14 protein-coding genes are annotated in these 17,864 nt (G+C 69.9%); 9 read left to right on the forward strand and 5 right to left on the reverse strand.

Annotated elements, in window-relative coordinates; genetic code table 11:
• The first annotated feature begins 21 nt into the window (after positions 1–21).
• From gcvP to CVV72_RS39125, 7 genes are all read left to right on the forward strand, one after another.
• Positions 22–2,862: an aminomethyl-transferring glycine dehydrogenase gene (gene gcvP / locus CVV72_RS39095; RefSeq protein WP_219149597.1), complete on the forward strand. Its 2,841-nt coding sequence runs from the start codon at positions 22–24 to the stop codon at positions 2,860–2,862.
• A gap of 8 nt (positions 2,863–2,870) precedes the next feature.
• Positions 2,871–3,962, forward strand: coding sequence for a glycine cleavage system aminomethyltransferase GcvT (gene gcvT / locus CVV72_RS39100; protein WP_034323432.1), 1,092 nt, complete (start codon positions 2,871–2,873; stop codon positions 3,960–3,962).
• A gap of 17 nt (positions 3,963–3,979) precedes the next feature.
• Positions 3,980–4,357 (forward strand): glycine cleavage system protein GcvH, encoded by a 378-nt coding sequence (gcvH, locus tag CVV72_RS39105; RefSeq protein ID WP_219149600.1) that lies wholly within the window; start codon positions 3,980–3,982, stop codon positions 4,355–4,357.
• Between the two features lies 1 nt (position 4,358).
• The gene (glyA, locus tag CVV72_RS39110; RefSeq protein ID WP_034323427.1) at positions 4,359–5,627 is read left to right on the forward strand and encodes a serine hydroxymethyltransferase; all 1,269 of its coding nucleotides are present in this window, start codon (positions 4,359–4,361) and stop codon (positions 5,625–5,627) included.
• Entirely contained in the window at positions 5,624–6,625 is a 1,002-nt protein-coding gene (lipA, locus tag CVV72_RS39115) for a lipoyl synthase (protein ID WP_219149602.1), read from the forward strand. The genes glyA and lipA overlap by 4 nt, the downstream gene beginning before the upstream one ends.
• 16 nt (positions 6,626–6,641) lie before the next feature.
• Positions 6,642–8,033 carry an L-serine ammonia-lyase gene (locus tag CVV72_RS39120; RefSeq protein ID WP_219149604.1) on the forward strand — a complete coding sequence of 464 codons (1,392 nt, stop codon included), beginning with the start codon at positions 6,642–6,644 and terminating at the stop codon, positions 8,031–8,033.
• 90 nt (positions 8,034–8,123) lie between these two features.
• Positions 8,124–8,846 carry a FadR/GntR family transcriptional regulator gene (locus CVV72_RS39125; RefSeq protein WP_034323422.1) on the forward strand — a complete coding sequence of 241 codons (723 nt, stop codon included), beginning with the start codon at positions 8,124–8,126 and terminating at the stop codon, positions 8,844–8,846.
• Here the strand turns inward: CVV72_RS39125 and CVV72_RS39130 are convergent.
• Entirely contained in the window at positions 8,820–10,496 is a 1,677-nt protein-coding gene (locus CVV72_RS39130) for a SulP family inorganic anion transporter (protein WP_219149606.1), read from the reverse strand. The genes CVV72_RS39125 and CVV72_RS39130 overlap by 27 nt on opposite strands.
• A 4-nt stretch (positions 10,497–10,500) precedes the next feature.
• Positions 10,501–10,830 carry a helix-turn-helix transcriptional regulator gene (locus CVV72_RS39135; RefSeq protein WP_219149608.1) on the reverse strand — a complete coding sequence of 110 codons (330 nt, stop codon included), beginning with the start codon at positions 10,828–10,830 and terminating at the stop codon, positions 10,501–10,503.
• A 100-nt stretch (positions 10,831–10,930) separates the two neighbouring features.
• Here CVV72_RS39135 and CVV72_RS39140 point away from each other — a divergent pair, with 100 nt between their 5' ends.
• On the forward strand, positions 10,931–12,871 hold the full coding sequence (locus CVV72_RS39140; RefSeq protein WP_219149610.1) for a transglycosylase domain-containing protein: 1,941 nt from the start codon (positions 10,931–10,933) through the stop codon (positions 12,869–12,871).
• Between the two features lie 83 nt (positions 12,872–12,954).
• On the opposite strand, the gene CVV72_RS39145 is transcribed toward CVV72_RS39140, so the two are convergent.
• The gene (locus CVV72_RS39145) at positions 12,955–13,611 is read right to left on the reverse strand and encodes an O-methyltransferase (protein ID WP_219149612.1); all 657 of its coding nucleotides are present in this window, start codon (positions 13,609–13,611) and stop codon (positions 12,955–12,957) included.
• Between the two features lie 32 nt (positions 13,612–13,643).
• Entirely contained in the window at positions 13,644–14,471 is an 828-nt protein-coding gene (locus CVV72_RS39150; protein ID WP_219149614.1) for an ABC transporter ATP-binding protein, read from the reverse strand.
• Positions 14,472–14,613: 142 nt separating this feature from the next.
• On the opposite strand from CVV72_RS39150, the gene CVV72_RS39155 reads away from it, so the two are divergent.
• On the forward strand, positions 14,614–15,930 hold the full coding sequence (locus CVV72_RS39155; protein WP_219149616.1) for a PLP-dependent aminotransferase family protein: 1,317 nt from the start codon (positions 14,614–14,616) through the stop codon (positions 15,928–15,930).
• Positions 15,931–15,997: 67 nt separating this feature from the next.
• Here CVV72_RS39155 and CVV72_RS39160 read toward each other — a convergent pair whose 3' ends face one another.
• Positions 15,998–17,815, reverse strand: coding sequence for a hypothetical protein (locus CVV72_RS39160; protein WP_219149618.1), 1,818 nt, complete (start codon positions 17,813–17,815; stop codon positions 15,998–16,000).
• Between the last annotated feature and the right edge of the window lie 49 nt (positions 17,816–17,864).

Consider the following 17,864-nt stretch of genomic DNA (forward strand, 5'->3'; position numbering starts at 1 on the left):
CGCCTGACCCAAGGAGCTCCCTTGACCAGTACGTCCTTCGACGACCGGCACATCGGCCCCTCGGAGTCCGAGCAGGCCAAGATGCTCGCCGAGGTCGGCTACGGCAGTCTCGATGCCCTGGTGCAGGCCGCCGTGCCGTCCGCGATCCGGGTCACCCGCGACCTCGAACTTCCCCCCGCCGCGTCCGAAGAGGACGCCATCGCCGAGCTTCGCGCGCTCGCCGCGCTCAACAAGCCGATGACGCAGATGATCGGCCTCGGCTTCCACGACACGGTCACCCCGGCGGTCATTCGCCGCAACGTGCTGGAGAACCCGGCCTGGTACACGGCGTACACGCCGTATCAGCCGGAGATCTCGCAGGGCCGTCTCGAAGCCCTCCTCAACTTCCAGACCATGGTCTCCGAGCTGGCCGGCCTCGCCACCGCGAACGCTTCCCTGCTCGACGAGTCCACCGCCGTCGCCGAGGCCGTCATGCTGATGCGCCGCGCGTCCAAGGCGAAGTCGAACAAGGTCGTGCTCGACGCCGAGTGCCTGCCGCAGACCATCGCCGTCGTCCGCACCCGCGCCGAGGCCATGGGCGTCGAGGTCGAGGTCCGTGACCTGCTCACGGGCCTGCCGGAGGAGTTCTTCGGTGTCGTCGTCCAGTACCCGGGCGCTTCCGGTGTCCTGCGTGGCGCGGGCTTCTACTCCGCCATCTCCGAGACCGCGAAGGCCGCCGGCGCGCTGTACACCGTCGCCGCCGACCTGCTCGCCCTCACGCTGATCACCGCGCCGGGTGAGTTCGGCGCCGACATCGCCGCCGGTTCCACCCAGCGCTTCGGTGTCCCGCTCGGGTACGGCGGGCCGCACGCCGGGTACATGGCCGTCCGCGCCGGGCTCGAGCGCTCGCTGCCGGGCCGCCTGGTCGGGGTCTCGGTCGACGCCGACGGCAACCCCGCGTACCGCCTCGCCCTGCAGACCCGCGAGCAGCACATTCGCCGCGAGAAGGCGACCTCCAACATCTGCACCGCGCAGGTGCTGCCCGCCGTGCTCGCCGCGATGTACGCGGTCTACCACGGCCCCGACGGCCTCAAGCGCATCGCGACCCGCGTCCACGGACTCGCCGCGGGCCTGGCCGACGCCCTCCGCGCGGCGGGCGTCGAGGTCGTCCACGAGGGCTTCTTCGACACCGTCCTCGCCCGCATGCCCGGGCAGGCCGAAGCGGTCGTCGCGGTCGCACGGGAGAACGGGATCAACCTCGGCCCGGTCGACGCCGACCACGTCCGCGTCGCCGTCGACGAGGTCACCACGCCCGCGATCATCGCCAAGGTGCTCAACGCCTTCGGTATCGACGCTGCCGACACCCAGGCCGCCGAAGCCCGCGCCCTCCCCACCGGCCTCGACCGCGAGAGCGAGTACCTCACGCACGAGGTCTTCCACTCCCACCGCTCCGAGACCGCGATGCTGCGCTACCTGCGCAGCCTGTCCGACCTCGACTACGCGCTCGACCGAGGCATGATCCCGCTCGGCTCCTGCACGATGAAGCTCAACGCCACCACCGAGATGGAGCCGATCAGCTGGCGCGAGTTCGCGGGGATCCACCCGTTCGCGCCCGCCGACCAGGCCGAGGGCTACCACGTCCTCGTCGAGCAGCTGTCCGGCTGGCTGGCCGAGGTCACCGGCTACGACAAGGTGTCGCTGCAGCCGAACGCGGGCAGCCAGGGCGAGCTCGCCGGCCTGCTCGCGATCCGCGCGTACCACCACGCCAACGGCCAGGCCGAACGCGAGGTCTGCCTGATCCCGTCGTCCGCCCACGGCACGAACGCCGCCTCCGCGGTCATGGCCGGGATGCGCGTCGTCGTGGTGAAGTGCACCGCCGAGGGCAACGTCGACCTCGACGACCTGCGCGCCAAGGTCGAGGCCCACCGCGACACGCTGTCCGCGATCATGGTCACGTACCCGTCCACGCACGGCGTGTACGAGCACGGCATCGACGAACTGGCCAAGATCGTCCACGACGCGGGCGGCCAGGTCTACGTCGACGGCGCGAACCTCAACGCGCTGCTGGGTCTCGCCAAGCCGGGTGAGTTCGGCGGCGACGTCTCGCACCTGAACCTGCACAAGACCTTCTGCATCCCGCACGGTGGCGGCGGCCCCGGTGTCGGCCCGGTCGCGGTCCGCGCGCACCTCGCGCCGTACCTGCCCAACCACCCGATGCTGGAGAAGGCCGGTCCCGAAACCGGTGTCGGCCCGATCAGCGCCGCCCCGTACGGCTCGGCGTCGATCCTGCCGATCTCGTGGGCGTACGTCCGCATGATGGGCGCGGGCGGGCTCACCGCCGCGACGCAGGTCGCCGTCCTCGCGGCGAACTACGTGGCCAAGCGCCTCAACCAGCACTACCCGGTGCTCTACACCGGCCAGGACGGTCTGGTCGCGCACGAGTGCATCCTCGACCTGCGCGGGCTCACCAAGGAGACCGGCGTCAGCGTCGACGACGTCGCGAAGCGCCTGATCGACTACGGCTTCCACGCCCCGACCATGTCGTTCCCGGTCGCGGGCACGCTGATGGTCGAGCCGACCGAATCCGAGGACCTCGGCGAGATCGACCGCTTCATCGCGGCGATGATCGCCATCCGCGCGGAGATCGACGCCGTCGCGCAGGGCAAGTGGGCCGCGGACAACAGCCCGCTGCGCAACGCCCCGCACACGGCCGAGACCCTCGTCGGAGAGTGGGACCTGCCCTACGACCGCGAACTGGCGGTGTACCCCGCCGGAGTGAATCGCAAGGCCAAGTACTGGCCTCCGGTGCGCCGCATCGACGGTGCGCGCGGGGACCGTAACCTCGTCTGCTCCTGCCCGCCGCTCAACGCCTACGAGAACTGAGGCACTTGATGTCGAAAGAGACGTCCCTGCACGGAGTCCACAAAGGACTGGGTGCGCTGTTCACCGATTTCGCGGGCTGGTCGATGCCGATCCGCTATTCCAGCGAGCTGGCGGAGCACAAGGCGGTCCGCGAGGCCGCGGGCCTGTTCGACCTCTCCCACATGGCCGAGATCGAGGTGACCGGCCCGCAGGCCGCCGACACCCTCGACTTCGCGCTGGTCGGCAACCTGTCCGGGGTCAAGCCGGGCCGGGCGCGCTACACGATGATCTGCGACGAGAACGGCGGCGTGCTGGACGACCTGGTCGTCTACCGCCTCGCCGACGAGAAGTTCCTGGTCGTGGCCAACGCGGGCAACGCCGACGTGGTCGCGGCGGCGCTGGCCGAGCGGGTCTCCGGCTTCGACGCGGTCGTCGAGAACAAGTCCGAGGACGTCGCGCTGATCGCCGTCCAGGGCCCGAAGGCCGTCGAGATCCTCGGCGCCGTCACCGACGCCGATCTGGGCGCGCTCAAGTACTACGCGAGCGTCCCGGCCGTCGTGAAGGGTCACGACGTCCTGCTCGCCCGCACCGGCTACACCGGCGAGGACGGCTTCGAGCTGTACGTCCCGGCCGGTGAGGCTCCCGCCGTGTGGCGCATCCTGACCGACGCGGGCGAGCCGCACGGCCTGCTCCCGGCCGGTCTCGCCTGCCGCGACACCCTGCGTCTCGAAGCCGGAATGCCGTTGTACGGCAACGAACTCAGCCTCCAGCTGAGCCCGTTCGAGGCCGGTCTCGGCCGCGTGGTCAAGTTCGAGAAGCCGGGCGACTTCGTGGGCAAGGCCGCGCTTGAGGAACTGTCCAAGAAGGACGTCCCCCGCGTGCGCGTCGGGCTCAAGGGCTCCGGCCGCCGCGCCCCGCGCCACGGCTACACCGTCCTGGCGGGCGAGACCGAGATCGGCGAGGTCACCAGCGGTGCCCTTTCGCCGACGCTGGGTTACCCGATCGCCATGGCCTATGTGGACCGGGAGCACTCCGAGCCCGGCACCGAGCTTTCCGTCGACATCCGGGGCCGTATCGAGCCCGTCGAGGTCGTCGCCCTGCCCTTCTACTCCCGCGCCTGAAAGGCCCCCGAACCATCATGAGCATCCCTCAGAACCTGAAGTACACGAAGGAACACGAGTGGCTGAGCGTCGCCGACGGCGTCGCCACCGTGGGCATCACCGCCTTCGCCGCCGAGTCGCTCGGTGACATCGTGTTCGTCCAGCTTCCCTCGGTCGGCGACACCGTCGTCGCGGGCGAGGTGTTCGGCGAGGTCGAGTCGACCAAATCGGTCAGCGAGCTGTACGCACCCGTGGACGGCGAGGTCGTCGAGGTGAACGAGGCCACAACGGACACCCCCGAGCTCATCAACTCGGACCCGTACGCCGAAGGATGGCTCCTGAAGGTGCGTCTGTCCGGTGACGTGCCCGCCCTGCTCGACGCCCAGGCTTACGCCGTCCTGACCCAGGAGAACTGAGATGTTCAACGCTGCCCTGTCCGATGTGGACCCCGAGGTCGCCGCGGCCGTCGCCGCCGAACTCGACCGGCAGCAGTCGACCCTGGAGATGATCGCCTCGGAGAACTTCGCCCCGGTGGGCGTGCTCGAGGCCCAGGGTTCGGTGCTGACCAACAAGTACGCCGAGGGTTATCCCGGCCGCCGCTACTACGGCGGTTGCGAGCACGTCGACGTCATCGAGCAGTTGGCGATCGACCGCGCGAAGGCCCTCTTCGGCGCCGAGCACGCCAACGTCCAGCCGCATTCGGGCGCGCAGGCCAACGCCGCCGCCATGGTCGCGGTGCTCAACCCCGGCGACACCATCCTCGGTCTCGACCTCGCCCACGGCGGGCACCTGACCCACGGGATGAAGATCAACTTTTCCGGCAAGCTGTACAACGTCGTCGCCTACCACGTCGACAAGGAGACGGGGATCGTCGACGTCGAGGAGATCGAGCGCCTCGCCAAGGAGCACAAGCCGAAGCTGATCATCGCGGGCTGGTCGGCGTACCCGCGTCAGCTCGACTTCGCCGAGTTCCGCCGCATCGCCGACGAGGTCGGCGCGAAGGTCATGGTCGACATGGCGCACTTCGCCGGTCTCGTCGCCGCGGGCCTGCACCCGAGCCCGGTGCCGTACGCGGACATCGTCACCACGACCACGCACAAGACGCTCGGCGGCCCGCGCGGCGGCATCATCCTGTGCCGTCAGGAACTCGCCAAGAAGATCAACTCGGCGGTGTTCCCCGGCCAGCAGGGCGGTCCGCTGGAGCACGTCATCGCCGCCAAGGCCGTCGCGCTCAAGATCGCCGCGAGCGAAGAGTTCCGCGAGCGTCAGCAGCGCGTGCTCGAAGGCGCGAAGATCCTGGCCGACCGCCTTTCGCGCACCGACTGCACCGAAGCCGGTGTCCGCGTGCTGACCGGCGGGACCGACGTGCACCTGGTGCTCGTCGATCTGGTCAACTCCACTTTGGACGGTCAGCAGGCCGAGGACCGGCTGCACTCGGTCGGTATCACGGTCAACCGCAACGCCGTCCCGTTCGACCCGCGGCCGCCGATGGTGACCTCCGGCCTGCGGATCGGCACCCCGGCGCTCGCGACCCGCGGCTTCGGCGCCGAGGACTTCGCCGAGGTGGCCGACGTCATCGCCGAGGCGCTGCGGCCGGACTTCGACGAGGCCCTGCGCCAGTCGCTGTCCGCCCGTGTCGAACTCCTGGCCAAGAAGCACCCGCTGTACGCGGACCTCAACCGATGAGCGCGCTCCCCGAGGGGCGCAAACTTCTCCGGCTCGAGGTCCGCAACGCGCAGACCCCGATCGAGAAGAAGCCGTCGTGGATCAAGACCCGCGCGCGGATGGGTCCGGAGTTCACCGAGCTCAAGGGACTGGTCAAGCGCGAAGGCCTCCACACCGTCTGCGAAGAAGCCGGGTGTCCCAACATCTACGAATGCTGGGAAGACCGTGAGGCGACGTTCCTGATCGGTGGGGACCAGTGCACCCGGCGTTGCGACTTCTGCCAGATCGACACGGGCAAGCCGGCGGCGTTGGATCGCACGGAGCCGCGCAAGGTCGCCGAGAGTGTCCAGGCGATGGGTCTGCGCTACTCGACGGTGACCGGTGTCGCGCGTGACGATCTGGAGGACGGCGGCGCGTGGTTGTACGCCGAGACCGTGCGCCAGATCCACGCGTTGAACCCGGGTACGGGTGTCGAGCTGCTGATCCCGGATTTCAACGCGGTTCCGGAGCAGCTGGCCGAGGTGTTCGGTTCGCGGCCGGAGGTGCTGGCGCACAACGTGGAGACGGTGCCGCGGATCTTCAAGCGGATCCGGCCGGGTTTCCGGTACGCGCGGTCGCTGGAGGTCATCACGAAGGCCCGTGAGGCCGGTCTGGTGACGAAGTCGAACCTGATCCTGGGCATGGGCGAGACGCCGGAGGAGGTGGCTCCGGCGATGAAGGACCTGGTCGACGCGGGCTGCGAGATCCTCACGATCACCCAGTACCTGCGGCCGTCGCCTCGTCATCACCCGGTGGACCGGTGGGTCAAGCCCGAAGAGTTCGTCGAGCACTCGAAGGCCGCCGAGGCGATGGGCTTCGCTGGTGTGATGGCCGGGCCGCTCGTACGCTCGTCGTATCGGGCCGGGCGGCTGTTCGCGCAGACGAAGGCTCACCGCGGCGAAGCGCTGTCGGAGAACTTGGCCCATCTCGCCGCCGAAGGGCCCGCGGCCCAAGAAGCCAGCTCACTGCTGGCCAGATAGGAAGGAGGGCAGATCAATGGCGATCAGCGTCTTCGACCTGTTTTCGATCGGCATCGGCCCCTCCAGCTCCCATACGGTGGGCCCGATGCGCGCCGCACTGACCTTTGTGGACGGTCTGGCCGCCGACGGCGACCTGACGGCCACGGCGCGTGTCCAGAGCGAGCTTTTCGGTTCGCTGGGCGCGACCGGGTTCGGGCACGGCAGCGACAAGGCCGTGCTGCTCGGGCTGTCGGGGGAGCGTCCGGAGGAGATCGACACCGACACGGTGCCCGGCAAGATCGCGGAGATCCGCGAATCCTGCCGGTTGAAGGTGCGTGGTGAGCACGAGATCGTGTTCACCGAGGACACTGACCTGACCATGCACCGGCGGAAGTCGTTGCCGGCGCATCCGAACGGGATGATCTTCCGCGCGTTCGACGCCGACGGGAAGGTGCTGCGCGAGCGGACCTACTACTCCGTTGGCGGCGGCTTCGTTGTAAATGGGCACAGTGTGCGAGACGAGTCCGATGTGACCGACACCGTCGTCGTCGAGGACTCGACGAAACTGGAGTTCCCGTTCCGCACCGGTGCGGATCTGCTGGCCCACTGCGAGAACACCGGGCTGCCGATCAGCGAGATCATGCTGCGCAACGAGCTTTCGTGGCGCACGCGCGAGGAGGTCCGCGAGGGCCTGCTGGAGATCTGGCAGGTCATGGTGGAGTGCGTGCGCAACGGGTGCGAGCACGAGGGCGTCCTGCCGGGCGGGCTGAAGGTGCCGCGCCGCGCGAAGGCGTTGCACGAGAAGCTGCTCGCCGAGGACGGCGTCGGCGATCCGCTGTACGCGATGGACTGGGTGAGCCTGTACGCGCTGGCGGTCAACGAGGAGAACGCCGCGGGCGGTCGTGTCGTGACCGCGCCGACCAACGGCGCGGCGGGGATCATCCCGGCCGTTCTGCACTACTACCAGCGGTTCATCCGGGGCTCGTCGGACGACGGCATCGTGACGTTCATGCTCACCGCGGGCGCGATCGGCTCGATCCTCAAGCAGACGGGCTCGATTTCGGGCGCCGAGGTCGGCTGTCAGGGCGAGGTCGGTTCGGCCAGCGCCATGGCCGCCGCCGGGCTCACCGAGGTCCTCGGCGGCTCGCCCGCGCAGGTGGAGAACGCCGCCGAGATCGGCGTCGAGCACCACCTGGGGCTGACCTGCGATCCGGTCGGCGGGCTGGTCCAGATCCCGTGCATCGAGCGCAACGCCGTCGGCGCGTCGAAGGCGATCCACGCCGCGCGGATGGCCATGCGCGGCGACGGTTCGCACGTCGTGACGCTGGACAAGGCGATCAAGACGATGCGCGAGACCGGCGCCGACATGAGCGTGAAGTACAAGGAGACCGCGCGCGGCGGCCTCGCCGTGAACGTCATCGAATGCTGACCCGTCCCGCAATTCGTCACCTCCTTGCGATGGATGCGTGCGCAACCACCGCAACCCGGTGCCGAATTGCGGGCCACCTAAACTCGAAGGGTGGAGTCGAGCACGGTCGCGAACGCGGGTGACGCGCTGTTCCGCCCGGTGCGCGCGGGCAACGCCTTCGAAGAGACCGTCGAAAGGCTGCTCCAGACGATCAAGCTGGGCGTGGTGGGCGCGGGGGAGCGGCTGCCCTCGGAGCGTGAGCTCGCCGAGCGGCTCGGGGTCAGCCGGGTGACGCTGCGCGAGGCCATCCGCGCGCTGTCCGACGCGGGCTACGTCGAGTCTCGGCGTGGGCGGTACGGCGGCACGTTCGTCAACGACGTCCTGCCCGATCCGCCCGCCGCCGAGGGGCGGAAGGTCGACAACGCCGCCCTGGAGGACGCGCTCGGCCTGCGGCACGTCCTGGAGACCGGCGCCGCCGAGATGGCGGCGTCCCGTTCGCTCAGCCCGGCCGACCGGCAGCATCTGACCAGCACGCTCGCCGAGGCGGCCGCGGCCGACGTCGGCGACTACCGGCGCAAGGACTCGCGGCTGCACCTGGCGATCGCCGAGGTCACCGCGTCCGGCTCGCTGACCACGGCGATGGCCGACGCGCGGATGCGGGTCAACCAGCTGCTCGACATGATCCCGCTGCTCGAACCGAATCTGGAGCACTCCAACGCCCAGCACGAGGCCATCGTCGACGCGATCCTCGCCGGAGACGCCGAGGCGGCCCGCAGGGCGATGGCGGAGCACGTCGAAGGGACGGCTTCACTGCTTCGCGCGTTTCTCGCTTGAGGATGACGTCAGCAGGGCGTGCGCGAAGTCGATGGCGTGGGGCGTATCCGGGAAGACCCGTCCCTCGGCGCGAAGCCGGTCTGCGACGCCGAGCTCGTCGAGCACCTTTTCGTGGCCGGGTCTGATCCCCGACACCAGGACTGTGATCCCGCGATGTTCGAGACGTTCGATGGCGTCCCTCAGGACGAGGGCGCCGGTGGCGTCGATGGCCGACACCCGCGACAGCCGAAGGATGACCACCCGCACATCGGCCACCTCGGACAGCTCCAGCAGGAACTGGTGGGCCGCGGCGAAGACCAGCGGGCCGTCGAGCCGGAACGCGACAATGTGCTCGTCCAGCAGCGCCCGTTCCTCGGCCGCGTGATCGGCGTGGTCGAGCGGTACCTCCTCGACGCGGGCCGCCTTCGCGATCGCCCGCAGCGCGAGCGCGCCCGCCATGACGAGGCCGAGGATGACCGCCGTGACCAGGTCCAGGATCAGGGTCGCGGCCGCGGTGAGCACGAGCACCAGCGCGTCACGCCGGGTGGAGCGCAGCAGCGCGCGGACCGAGCCCGCCTCGACCATGCGGACGGCCGTGGCCAGCAGCACCCCGGCGAGTGCCGCGATCGGGATCGTGGCGACCAGCGGTGCGGCCGCGAAGACGATCACCGCCAGCACCATCGCGTGGGTGAACGAGGCCAGCCGGGACTTCGCGCCCGCGCGGACGTTGACCGCGGTGCGCGCGATCGCCGCCGTGGCGGGCACACCGCCGAACAGCGGGGTGACGAGGTTCGCGAGGCCTTGCCCGAAGAGTTCCCGGTCCGGGTCGTGCCTCTCGTTGACGCTCATCGCGTCCGCGACCGTGGCCGAAAGGAGGCTTTCCAGCGCGGCAAGTGCCGCGACCGCGACGGCGGAGGGCGCCAGTGCGCCCAAGGTCGACAGATCCAGGAAGTCCAGCGAAGGGGCGGGAAGGCCGTTGGGCAGGGCGCCGATGCGAGCGACCGGCAGCTGCGCGAAATGACTCACGAGGGTTGCGATGGCCACCGCGACCAGCGAGAACGGGATCGACGGCCGCCACTTCGCGCCGAGCAGCATCAGGGCGGCGACCCCGGCGGCGATCGCGATCGAGGGCCAGGCGGGATGCCCGGCGAAATCGGCCACCGCCTTCGCCGCGACGACGGCCACCTTCTCGCCTTCGGGGGTGGCGACGCCGAGCGCGGCGGGGACCTGCTGCAACGCGATCACGCCTGCTATGCCCAGCGTGAACCCTTCGACCACCGGCGTCGGCACATAGCGCATGTACCGGCCGGCGCGGGCGGCCGCGAGCAGGAGCAGCAGCAAACCGGCGAGCAGGCCCACCGTCAGCACGCCGCCCGCTCCGTGCGTGGCCATGATCGGCACCAGCACCACGGTCATCGCCCCGGTCGGCCCGGACACCTGGAGGTTGGAGCCGCCGAAGACCGCGGCCAGCGCACCGGCGACGATCGCGGTGACGAGCCCGGCTTCGGCTCCGAGCCCGGAGGAGATGCCGAAACCGAGCGCCAGCGGGAGCGCGACGATCGCGACCGTGAGGCCCGCCATGAGATCGTGCCGTGGAGCGCGTTTGAGCGTGCGCAGGTCTTCGCGCCCGGGCAGGAGCGAGCGCAATTCCGAAAGCCTCAGCCCTGCCATGACGTCACTCCGCGTCGCGTAGCTGGGCCAGGAGGGTGTTCTGGTCGGTCAGTAACTCGGTGAGGATGCGCCTGGCGGCCCGCAGGAGCTCGACGACGTCCCCGCCGGCAAGGGCGTACACGACCGTCGACCCCTCTCGCGCCGAGGTGACGATTCCCGACCGGCGCAGGACGGCAAGCTGCTGCGAGAGGTTGGACGGTTCGACCTCGATCTCGGCGAGGAGTTCGCGGACGGCCTTCGGGCCCTCGGCGAGTAGTTCGAGCACACGGATCCGGACCGGGTGACCCAGCATGCGGAAGAACTCCGCTTTGGCCTGGTACAGGGGGACGGGCACCTGGCTACATTATCAAATGAAGAATTCTTCAAGTTGTGAATCGCGCACGATCCGGTGACTTTCCCACAACCTTTTCACTCGTTCGGGCGTCTAACCTGGCGTGGAGAACCCGGATGAGGCAGTCGCACCCGAGTCGGAGACCACGGCCGTTCCCGAACCGAAAGGGAAGAAGCGCAGGTGGCGCAGGATCGCCGCTTGGACGCTCGGCCTGCTGATCGGCATCCCCGTCGTCGCGTTCGGGCTCGCGTACGTCCTGCTCGACGTCCGCAGCCCGCAAGAGGTGCTCGCCGACCTCGACAAGACCGTCGTCCTGCAGAACGCCGACGGTTCCGAACTGCTCAAGGTGGTCCCGCCCGGCGGCGATCGGCTGTTCGTGCCGTACGACGCCGTCCCCGCGAAACTGCGCGACGCGATCGTCGCGACCGAGGACCCGACCTTCTGGGACAACGAGGGTTTCGACCTCACCGGACTCGGCCGCGCGCTGGTGACCGGCGTCGGCGGCGGTTCGGGGATCACCCAGCAGTACATCAAGAAATCCACCGGCAACGAGGACGCCACCCTCACCCGCAAGTTCTCCGAGCTGGTGCTCGCCACGAAGATCACCCAGCAGCAGACCAAGAAGGAGATCTTCGCGAGCTACGTCAACATCATCTCGTTCGGCCGCGGCACCTACGGCCCGGCGTCGGCGATGAACGCCTACTTCGGCCGCAAGCTCGACGACTCGATGACCTGGAGCGAGGCGGCGTTCCTCGCCGGCATGATCCAGTCGCCGTCGGTGCACGACCCGTACGCCTCCAGCCACGAGCACGCGATGAAGCGCTGGTCCTACGTGGTGAACAAGCTGGTCACGCGCGGCTACGTCAGTCAGGCCGAGGCGGTCGCCATGACCTATCCGGAGGACGCGATCCAGGCGCCGTCGGAGACCCGGGCCGGTCGCGTGACCTACGAGCAGTACCACGTCAAACAGCAGGTCCTCGCGGAACTGGAACAGGTCGGCTACCCGCTCGACCGGCTCCGCGGCGGCGCGATGAAGGTCGAGACGACCATCGATCCGCGAGCGCAGGCCGAAGCCGAGAAGACGGTCAAGGAGCGGTTGCGAGGACAGCCGGAGCACTTCCGGGCGTCGCTGGTCGCCGTCGAACCCGGGACCGGCGCCATCCGCGCCTACAACGGCGGTGGCTGGAGCGTGCACGACTACGCCGGCACCCCGTACGGCACCGGCACCGCCTTCCAGCCGTTCATCCTCGCCGCCGGCCTCGAACGGGGCATCGGCGTGGACGAACCGCTCAAGGCGCCCGCGGCGGTCGACTTCCTCGGCGAGACCTTCGAGTTCCAGGACCAATGCGGCGAAGCCGGGAAATGCACGCTGCGCGAGGCGATGGGACGAGGTGCCCGGGGCCCGTTCGTCGACCTGGCGAAGAAGCTCGGCGCGGAAACGGTCCGCGAAGGCGCCCGTGCGGCCGGGATCCCCGAGACCGTCGACGGCGCGGTGACGTTGCGGGAGAAGGACGGTTTCCTGATCGGCCCGGGGATCGCGGTCGGCCGGTATCCCTTGCGCCCCAGCGACATGGCCGGCGCCTACGCGACCTTCGCCGCCGACGGCCTGCGTGCGACCCCGCATCTGGTGTCGAAGATCCGGGACGAGAACGGCGAAATCGTGTGGGAACGGCCGTCGGACAGGACACCCGCGTTCAAGGGCGACGAGGCGCTGAGCCGCCGGATCGCGGGCACGATGAACCAGGTGCTGGCCACCGGCCTGAAGGACCGCCCGGCGGCGCTGAAGACCGGCGACTTCCAGTTCAATGAGACGGACGACAACGCCGGCGGCTGGGCGGTCGGGTACACGCCGCAGCTCGCGACCGCGGTCTGGGTCGGCTCCGACGAGCCGCGCCGGATGCGGGACGCCGCCGGGGAGAAACTGACCGGCAGGACGATCCCGGCCGAGATGTGGCAGCGTTTCATGACCGGCTTCCACCAGGGACTGCCGGTGCGGTGGCCGGACGGCTCCGCCCCGCGCCCCTTGACGACGGCGCCGCGGTGAGGCATCGGTCCAGCTGGTCGTGAGTGGTAAGTCGCGTTCTAACGACACTTACCACTCACGACCCAGCCGGCCGAGCGGTTCCGTCAGGGCTTCACGAGTACGACGGTGAGCCCGTCATAGCCCTTGCTGCCGACCGTCTGGACGGCCGTCGCGTCGACGCGGGGTTCGGCGGCGATCATCTCGTGCAGCCGCCTGATCCCTTGGATGTTGGGGTCTTCGCTGGCGGCGTCGGTCACCGCGCCGCCTCGGACGACGTTGTCGACCACGATCACGCCGCCGGGCCGGACGAGCTCCAGCGACGCCTCGAAGTAGGCCGGGTTGTTGACCTTGTCGGCGTCGATGAACGCCAGATCGATCGGGCCCTCGACCGACGGCAGCAGGTCGAGTGCCTTGCCGACGCGGACGTCGACCAGCCCGCCGAGCCCGGCCGCTTCGATGTTGCCGCGCGCGACCTCGGCGTGCTTCGGGTCGAATTCGAGGGTGACGAGCCTGCCCTCCGGCGGCAGGGCGCGGGCGAGCCAGATCGTGCTGTACCCGCCGAGCGTGCCGATCTCCAGGATGGACCGGGCGCCGATCATCCTCGCCATCAGGTTGAGCAGTTTGCCCTGGTTCGGCGCGACGGCGATCGACGGCAGCCCGGCCTCGTCCGACGCCTGCCGCGTGCCTTCGAGGGCTGGATCGGACGGGATGAGCACCCCGGACAAGTAGTCGTCCACTTCGGACCACAGCTGCTGTGTCATGGCACCTCCGCCGCCAACCTACTCCGGGATGATCACGCGGCGCGGCGCCCGGCCTTCGGGATCACCAGCGGGGTCCCGGTTTCGGGGCACGGCATCACCCGGCAGGGCAGCTCGAAGATCTTCTCGACGTTGGCCGCGGTCACGACCTCTTCGGGTGAGCCGGTCGCCAGGACCTCGCCGCCGCGCATCGCGATCATGTGCGTGGCGTAGCGGGCGGCGTGGTTGAGGTCGTGCAGGACCGCGACCAGTGTCCGGCCCTGTTCCCGGTGCAGTTGCGCGCACAGGTCGAGGATGTCCATCTGGTGCGCGATGTCCAGGTAGGTCGTCGGCTCGTCGAGCAGCAGGAGATCGGTCTCCTGCGCGAGCGCCATCGCCATCCACACGCGCTGCCGCTGGCCGCCCGACAGTTCGTCGACCAGCCGCTCGGCCAGGTCGTCGACCCCGGTGGCGCGCATGGACTCCGCGACCACGGTGGCGTCCTCGCGCGACCACTGGCGCAGCAGGCGCTGGTGCGGGTACCGGCCGCGCGCGACGAGGTCCGCGACGGTGATGCCGTCGGGCGCGATCGAGCTCTGCGGAAGCAGGCCGAGCCGCCGGGCGACCTCTTTGGCGGGGAAGGAGCTGATCACCTGTCCGTCGAGGAACACCGAACCCTGGCGGGGTTTGAGCATCCGCGCGAGCGCGCGCAGCAGCGTCGTCTTGCCGCAGGCGTTCGGGCCGACGATGACGGTGAACGACCGGTCGGGGATGACCACCCCGAGGTCTTCGGCCACGGTCCGGCCGTCGTAGGCGAGCGTGAGCGCGTCCGCGTGCAGGCGGGACGTCGTACTCTGCTCGGTGAGGGTTTCCACGGTCTCCACGCAGGTTAGGCTAACCTAGGAGTCCGCCGTTGTGGTGTTCCGTAGGTCGCAGTCGGCTCACGACGCTCGTCGATGGCATCATCCGCAGTGCACTATCGCAGTGCAATCCCGCGAGCGGTCTCGGTGCGATCGAAGGAACATCATGGAGGATTACCGGATAGTCGCGGACGAGATCTCCGCCGACGTCGAGGCGGGCAGGCTCCGTCCTGGCGACCGGCTGCCCCCGCAGCGGCGGTTCGCCCGCGAACGCGGCATCGCGAACTCGACCGCCGCCAGGGTCTACGGCGAACTCGTCCGGAGAGGTGTCGTGGTCGGCGAGGTCGGCCGGGGCACGTTCGTCCGCGCCGGAAGGCCGCCGCTGGAGACCGCGCTCGCCGAACCGGGTGGCGCGACGGTCGACCTCGAGCTCAACTTCGCCGTCCTCCCGGAACAGTCGGCGCTGGTCGGGAAGGCGCTGGAGCCGTTGCTGCGCGACGACGTCCTGACGGCCTCGCTGCGGCCGGGAAGCGTCTCCGGCTCGAAGCAGGCACGTGACGCCGTCGCCGGGCTGCTCGCGAAGGACGGCTGGACGCCGGAAATCCTCTTCGCCGGAAGCGGGCGCCAGGCCATCGCGGCCGCCATCGCCGCCTTCGTGCCGATGGGGGAGCGCCTGGCCGTCGAAGCCATCACCTATCCCGTGGTCAAGGCGCTCGCCGGACGGCTCGGCGTCCAGTTGGTGCCCGTCGAGACCGACGGCAGGGGTCTCATTCCCGAGGCGCTCGAAGCCGCGTCCGTCCGCGCGCTGTACGTCCAGCCGACGCTGCACAACCCGCTCGGGTCCACAATGGACGATGCGCGGCGCGTCGAGCTGGCGAAAACGGTGCGCCGGATGGACATCCCGGTGATCGAGGACGGTATCTACACCTTCCTCCGGCCCGAGGTCCGCCCGTTCGCGGCGTACGCGCCGGAACGCACGGTGTTCACCGACAGCTTGTCCAAACGGCTCGCCCCGGGGCTGACCACCGGATTCCTCGCCGTCCCCGCGGAACTGAAGGAACGGCTGGCCTCGGCCGTGCGCTCGGGCGGGTGGGTCGCGCCCCGGTTCGCCGTCGAAGCCGCCACCCGGTGGATCACCGACGGGACCCTGGAAACCGTCGAGCGGGCGAAACGGCTCGACGCCGCGGAACGCCAGCGGGTGACGGCGGCGCGGCTGGCCGGGTTCACCCTGCGTGCCGATCCGCGGGCGTACCACTGCTGGTGGGAACTCCCCGAACACTGGCGCGCCGAGACCTTCGTCGCCGCGGCCGCGCGCCGCGGAATCGCGGTCACCCCGGCGGCCGCGTTCGCCGTCGTCCCCGGCCACGCGCCGAACGCGGTCCGCCTCGCCGTCTCGTCACCACCGCTCGAAACTCTCGCGGCCGCTTTGGACGTCCTCGCCGGACTCGCTTCCGGTCGTCCCGAGGACGCCGGCGTCGACTGACCCTGCAATTCGTCATCTGAATGCGGTCCTTGCGTGTGCAAGGACCGCATTCAGATGACGAATTGCGTCAGGGGCGCGGCGCCCACTTGCCGATGAAGCTGCCGCAGGTGACGGTCTGCCCGGTGAGCCGTGAACGCAACGCGTTCTCCAGCCCCAGGTAGTCGAAGATCGGCGCGTCCCCGGCGACCTCGGCGGGCACCGGCCCGCCCTTGGCCAGCACGGGCATGCTCACGGTCTGGAACAGCACCAGGTAGTCGCCTTCGCGGTTGAGCTCGTCGGCCGTCGAGAGCATGCGTTCCGGAGCGTCGGCGACGATCTCCAGCGGCAGCGGCCATTCCAGCGGGAACGGGTTGCGCAGGCCGAAGGCGGGATAGGCGAACGGGTTGTCCGGCAGGACGGCCGTGCGGCCCGCGGGGAATCGCGTGACGCAGTCCTGGATCTGGGAGATGTAGGTGAAGGTGCCCGGGTTGGTCCGGATCCCGCGCATCGACGGCGTCACCTCGCCGAGGTCACCGGTCAGCTTCTCGTGCGCCATGTCTAGGTACGCGGCTTCGTCGTGGTGCGCGACGACGGCCCAGCCCGACGCGAGCACCGCGACCAGGCCCATCGCCGTGGCGCCTGCCAGCCCGATCCGGCGGGACGGCTCCGGCAGCGGCGGCAGCGCGTCCGACAGCAGCAGGATCGCCGTCAGCGCCAGTGTTCCGGTGAACAGCGTCGGAGTGTCGTTCCCCCACGACAGGCTGGTCATGAAGCCGGTCGCGAAGACCAGAGCGCCCATTCTCGGGAAGCGCCGCGTCGTGACCCAGTTCACCAGGAGCGCGACACCGAGGATCCACCAGAGGACGTCCGCCCAGCGCGACGCGCCGGTGAAGTGCCCGTCGACGACGGTGCCGACCACGATCGCCACGCCGGCCAGGAGCAGCAGCCGTGCGAGGACCGCGCCGGCGAAACCCGCGCGGTCGCGGAAGATCCCCAGCAGGGCCAGGAGCACTCCGGCGATCGCGAAGAAGGTCAAGCCCCGCACCGGTGGCCGCACCAGGGACGCGGGATCTTCCAGCCACAGCCCGAGAAGGCGCTGGCCGTATGCGGGAAGGCCACCGGTGAGCTGCTCGGCCATCGCGCCGAGCCCGCCGTCGAGTGCGACGATTCCGATGTAGAACACCAGGAAAGCGCCCAGCGCCAGCAGATCCCAGGCCCGCCGCGCCCACCAGCGGCCGGTGCGGAACGAGCCTTCCCGCAGCGACGGGTGCAGCAGCAGCCAGCACAGCGCGATCAGCGGCACCGGCGCGAAACTCTGCTTGACGAACACCGCGGTGCCCAGCAGCGCCAGGCCGAGCCGCCGCGGCCACGCCTTGCCGTTACGCAGCCCCGAATCCAGTGCCCAGGCGCCGCACGCGGTCAGGAAGATCCCGTCGATCGTGTGCCAGGCCATCAGCGGGAAGGCGTTGAGGTTCAGCAACGCCGCGGCCGCCGTCAGCCCGGTGAGCCCCGGACCCCAGTCACGGACGCGGCGCCGGGTGACCAGTACGGCGAACGCGATGGTCGCCAGGATGATCTCCAGCATGCTGAGCACGCTGGAGACGAAGAACAGCGGCCCCGGCAGCATGAAGTCGACGATGTGCAGGTACGCCGAACCCAGCGGCCGCGCGGAGATGATGTCGGAGTGCGGGACTTCGCCGTGCCGCACCCGCCACGCCTGGGCGAGGATGAATCCCTGGTCCGACGGGTGGAAACCGAAGCGCCCCACCCGGAGTTCGGTGACGACGGCGAGCGCCAGCACCCAGGCCGCGTGCAGGGAAAGGCGCAGCACCGTCCTGGACGGACGTACCGCTGACGTCTCTGCCGCGTCCGGTCCGGTCGACAGCCGGGGACTGGCGACGTCCACACTGCCCCTTCCCGGTCGTCCTGCCTCGGCCCGTGCCCGCCGACCCCCC

It is taken from the genome of Amycolatopsis sp. TNS106 (assembly GCF_019330265.1).
GTDB lineage: Bacteria > Actinomycetota > Actinomycetes > Mycobacteriales > Pseudonocardiaceae > Amycolatopsis > Amycolatopsis lurida.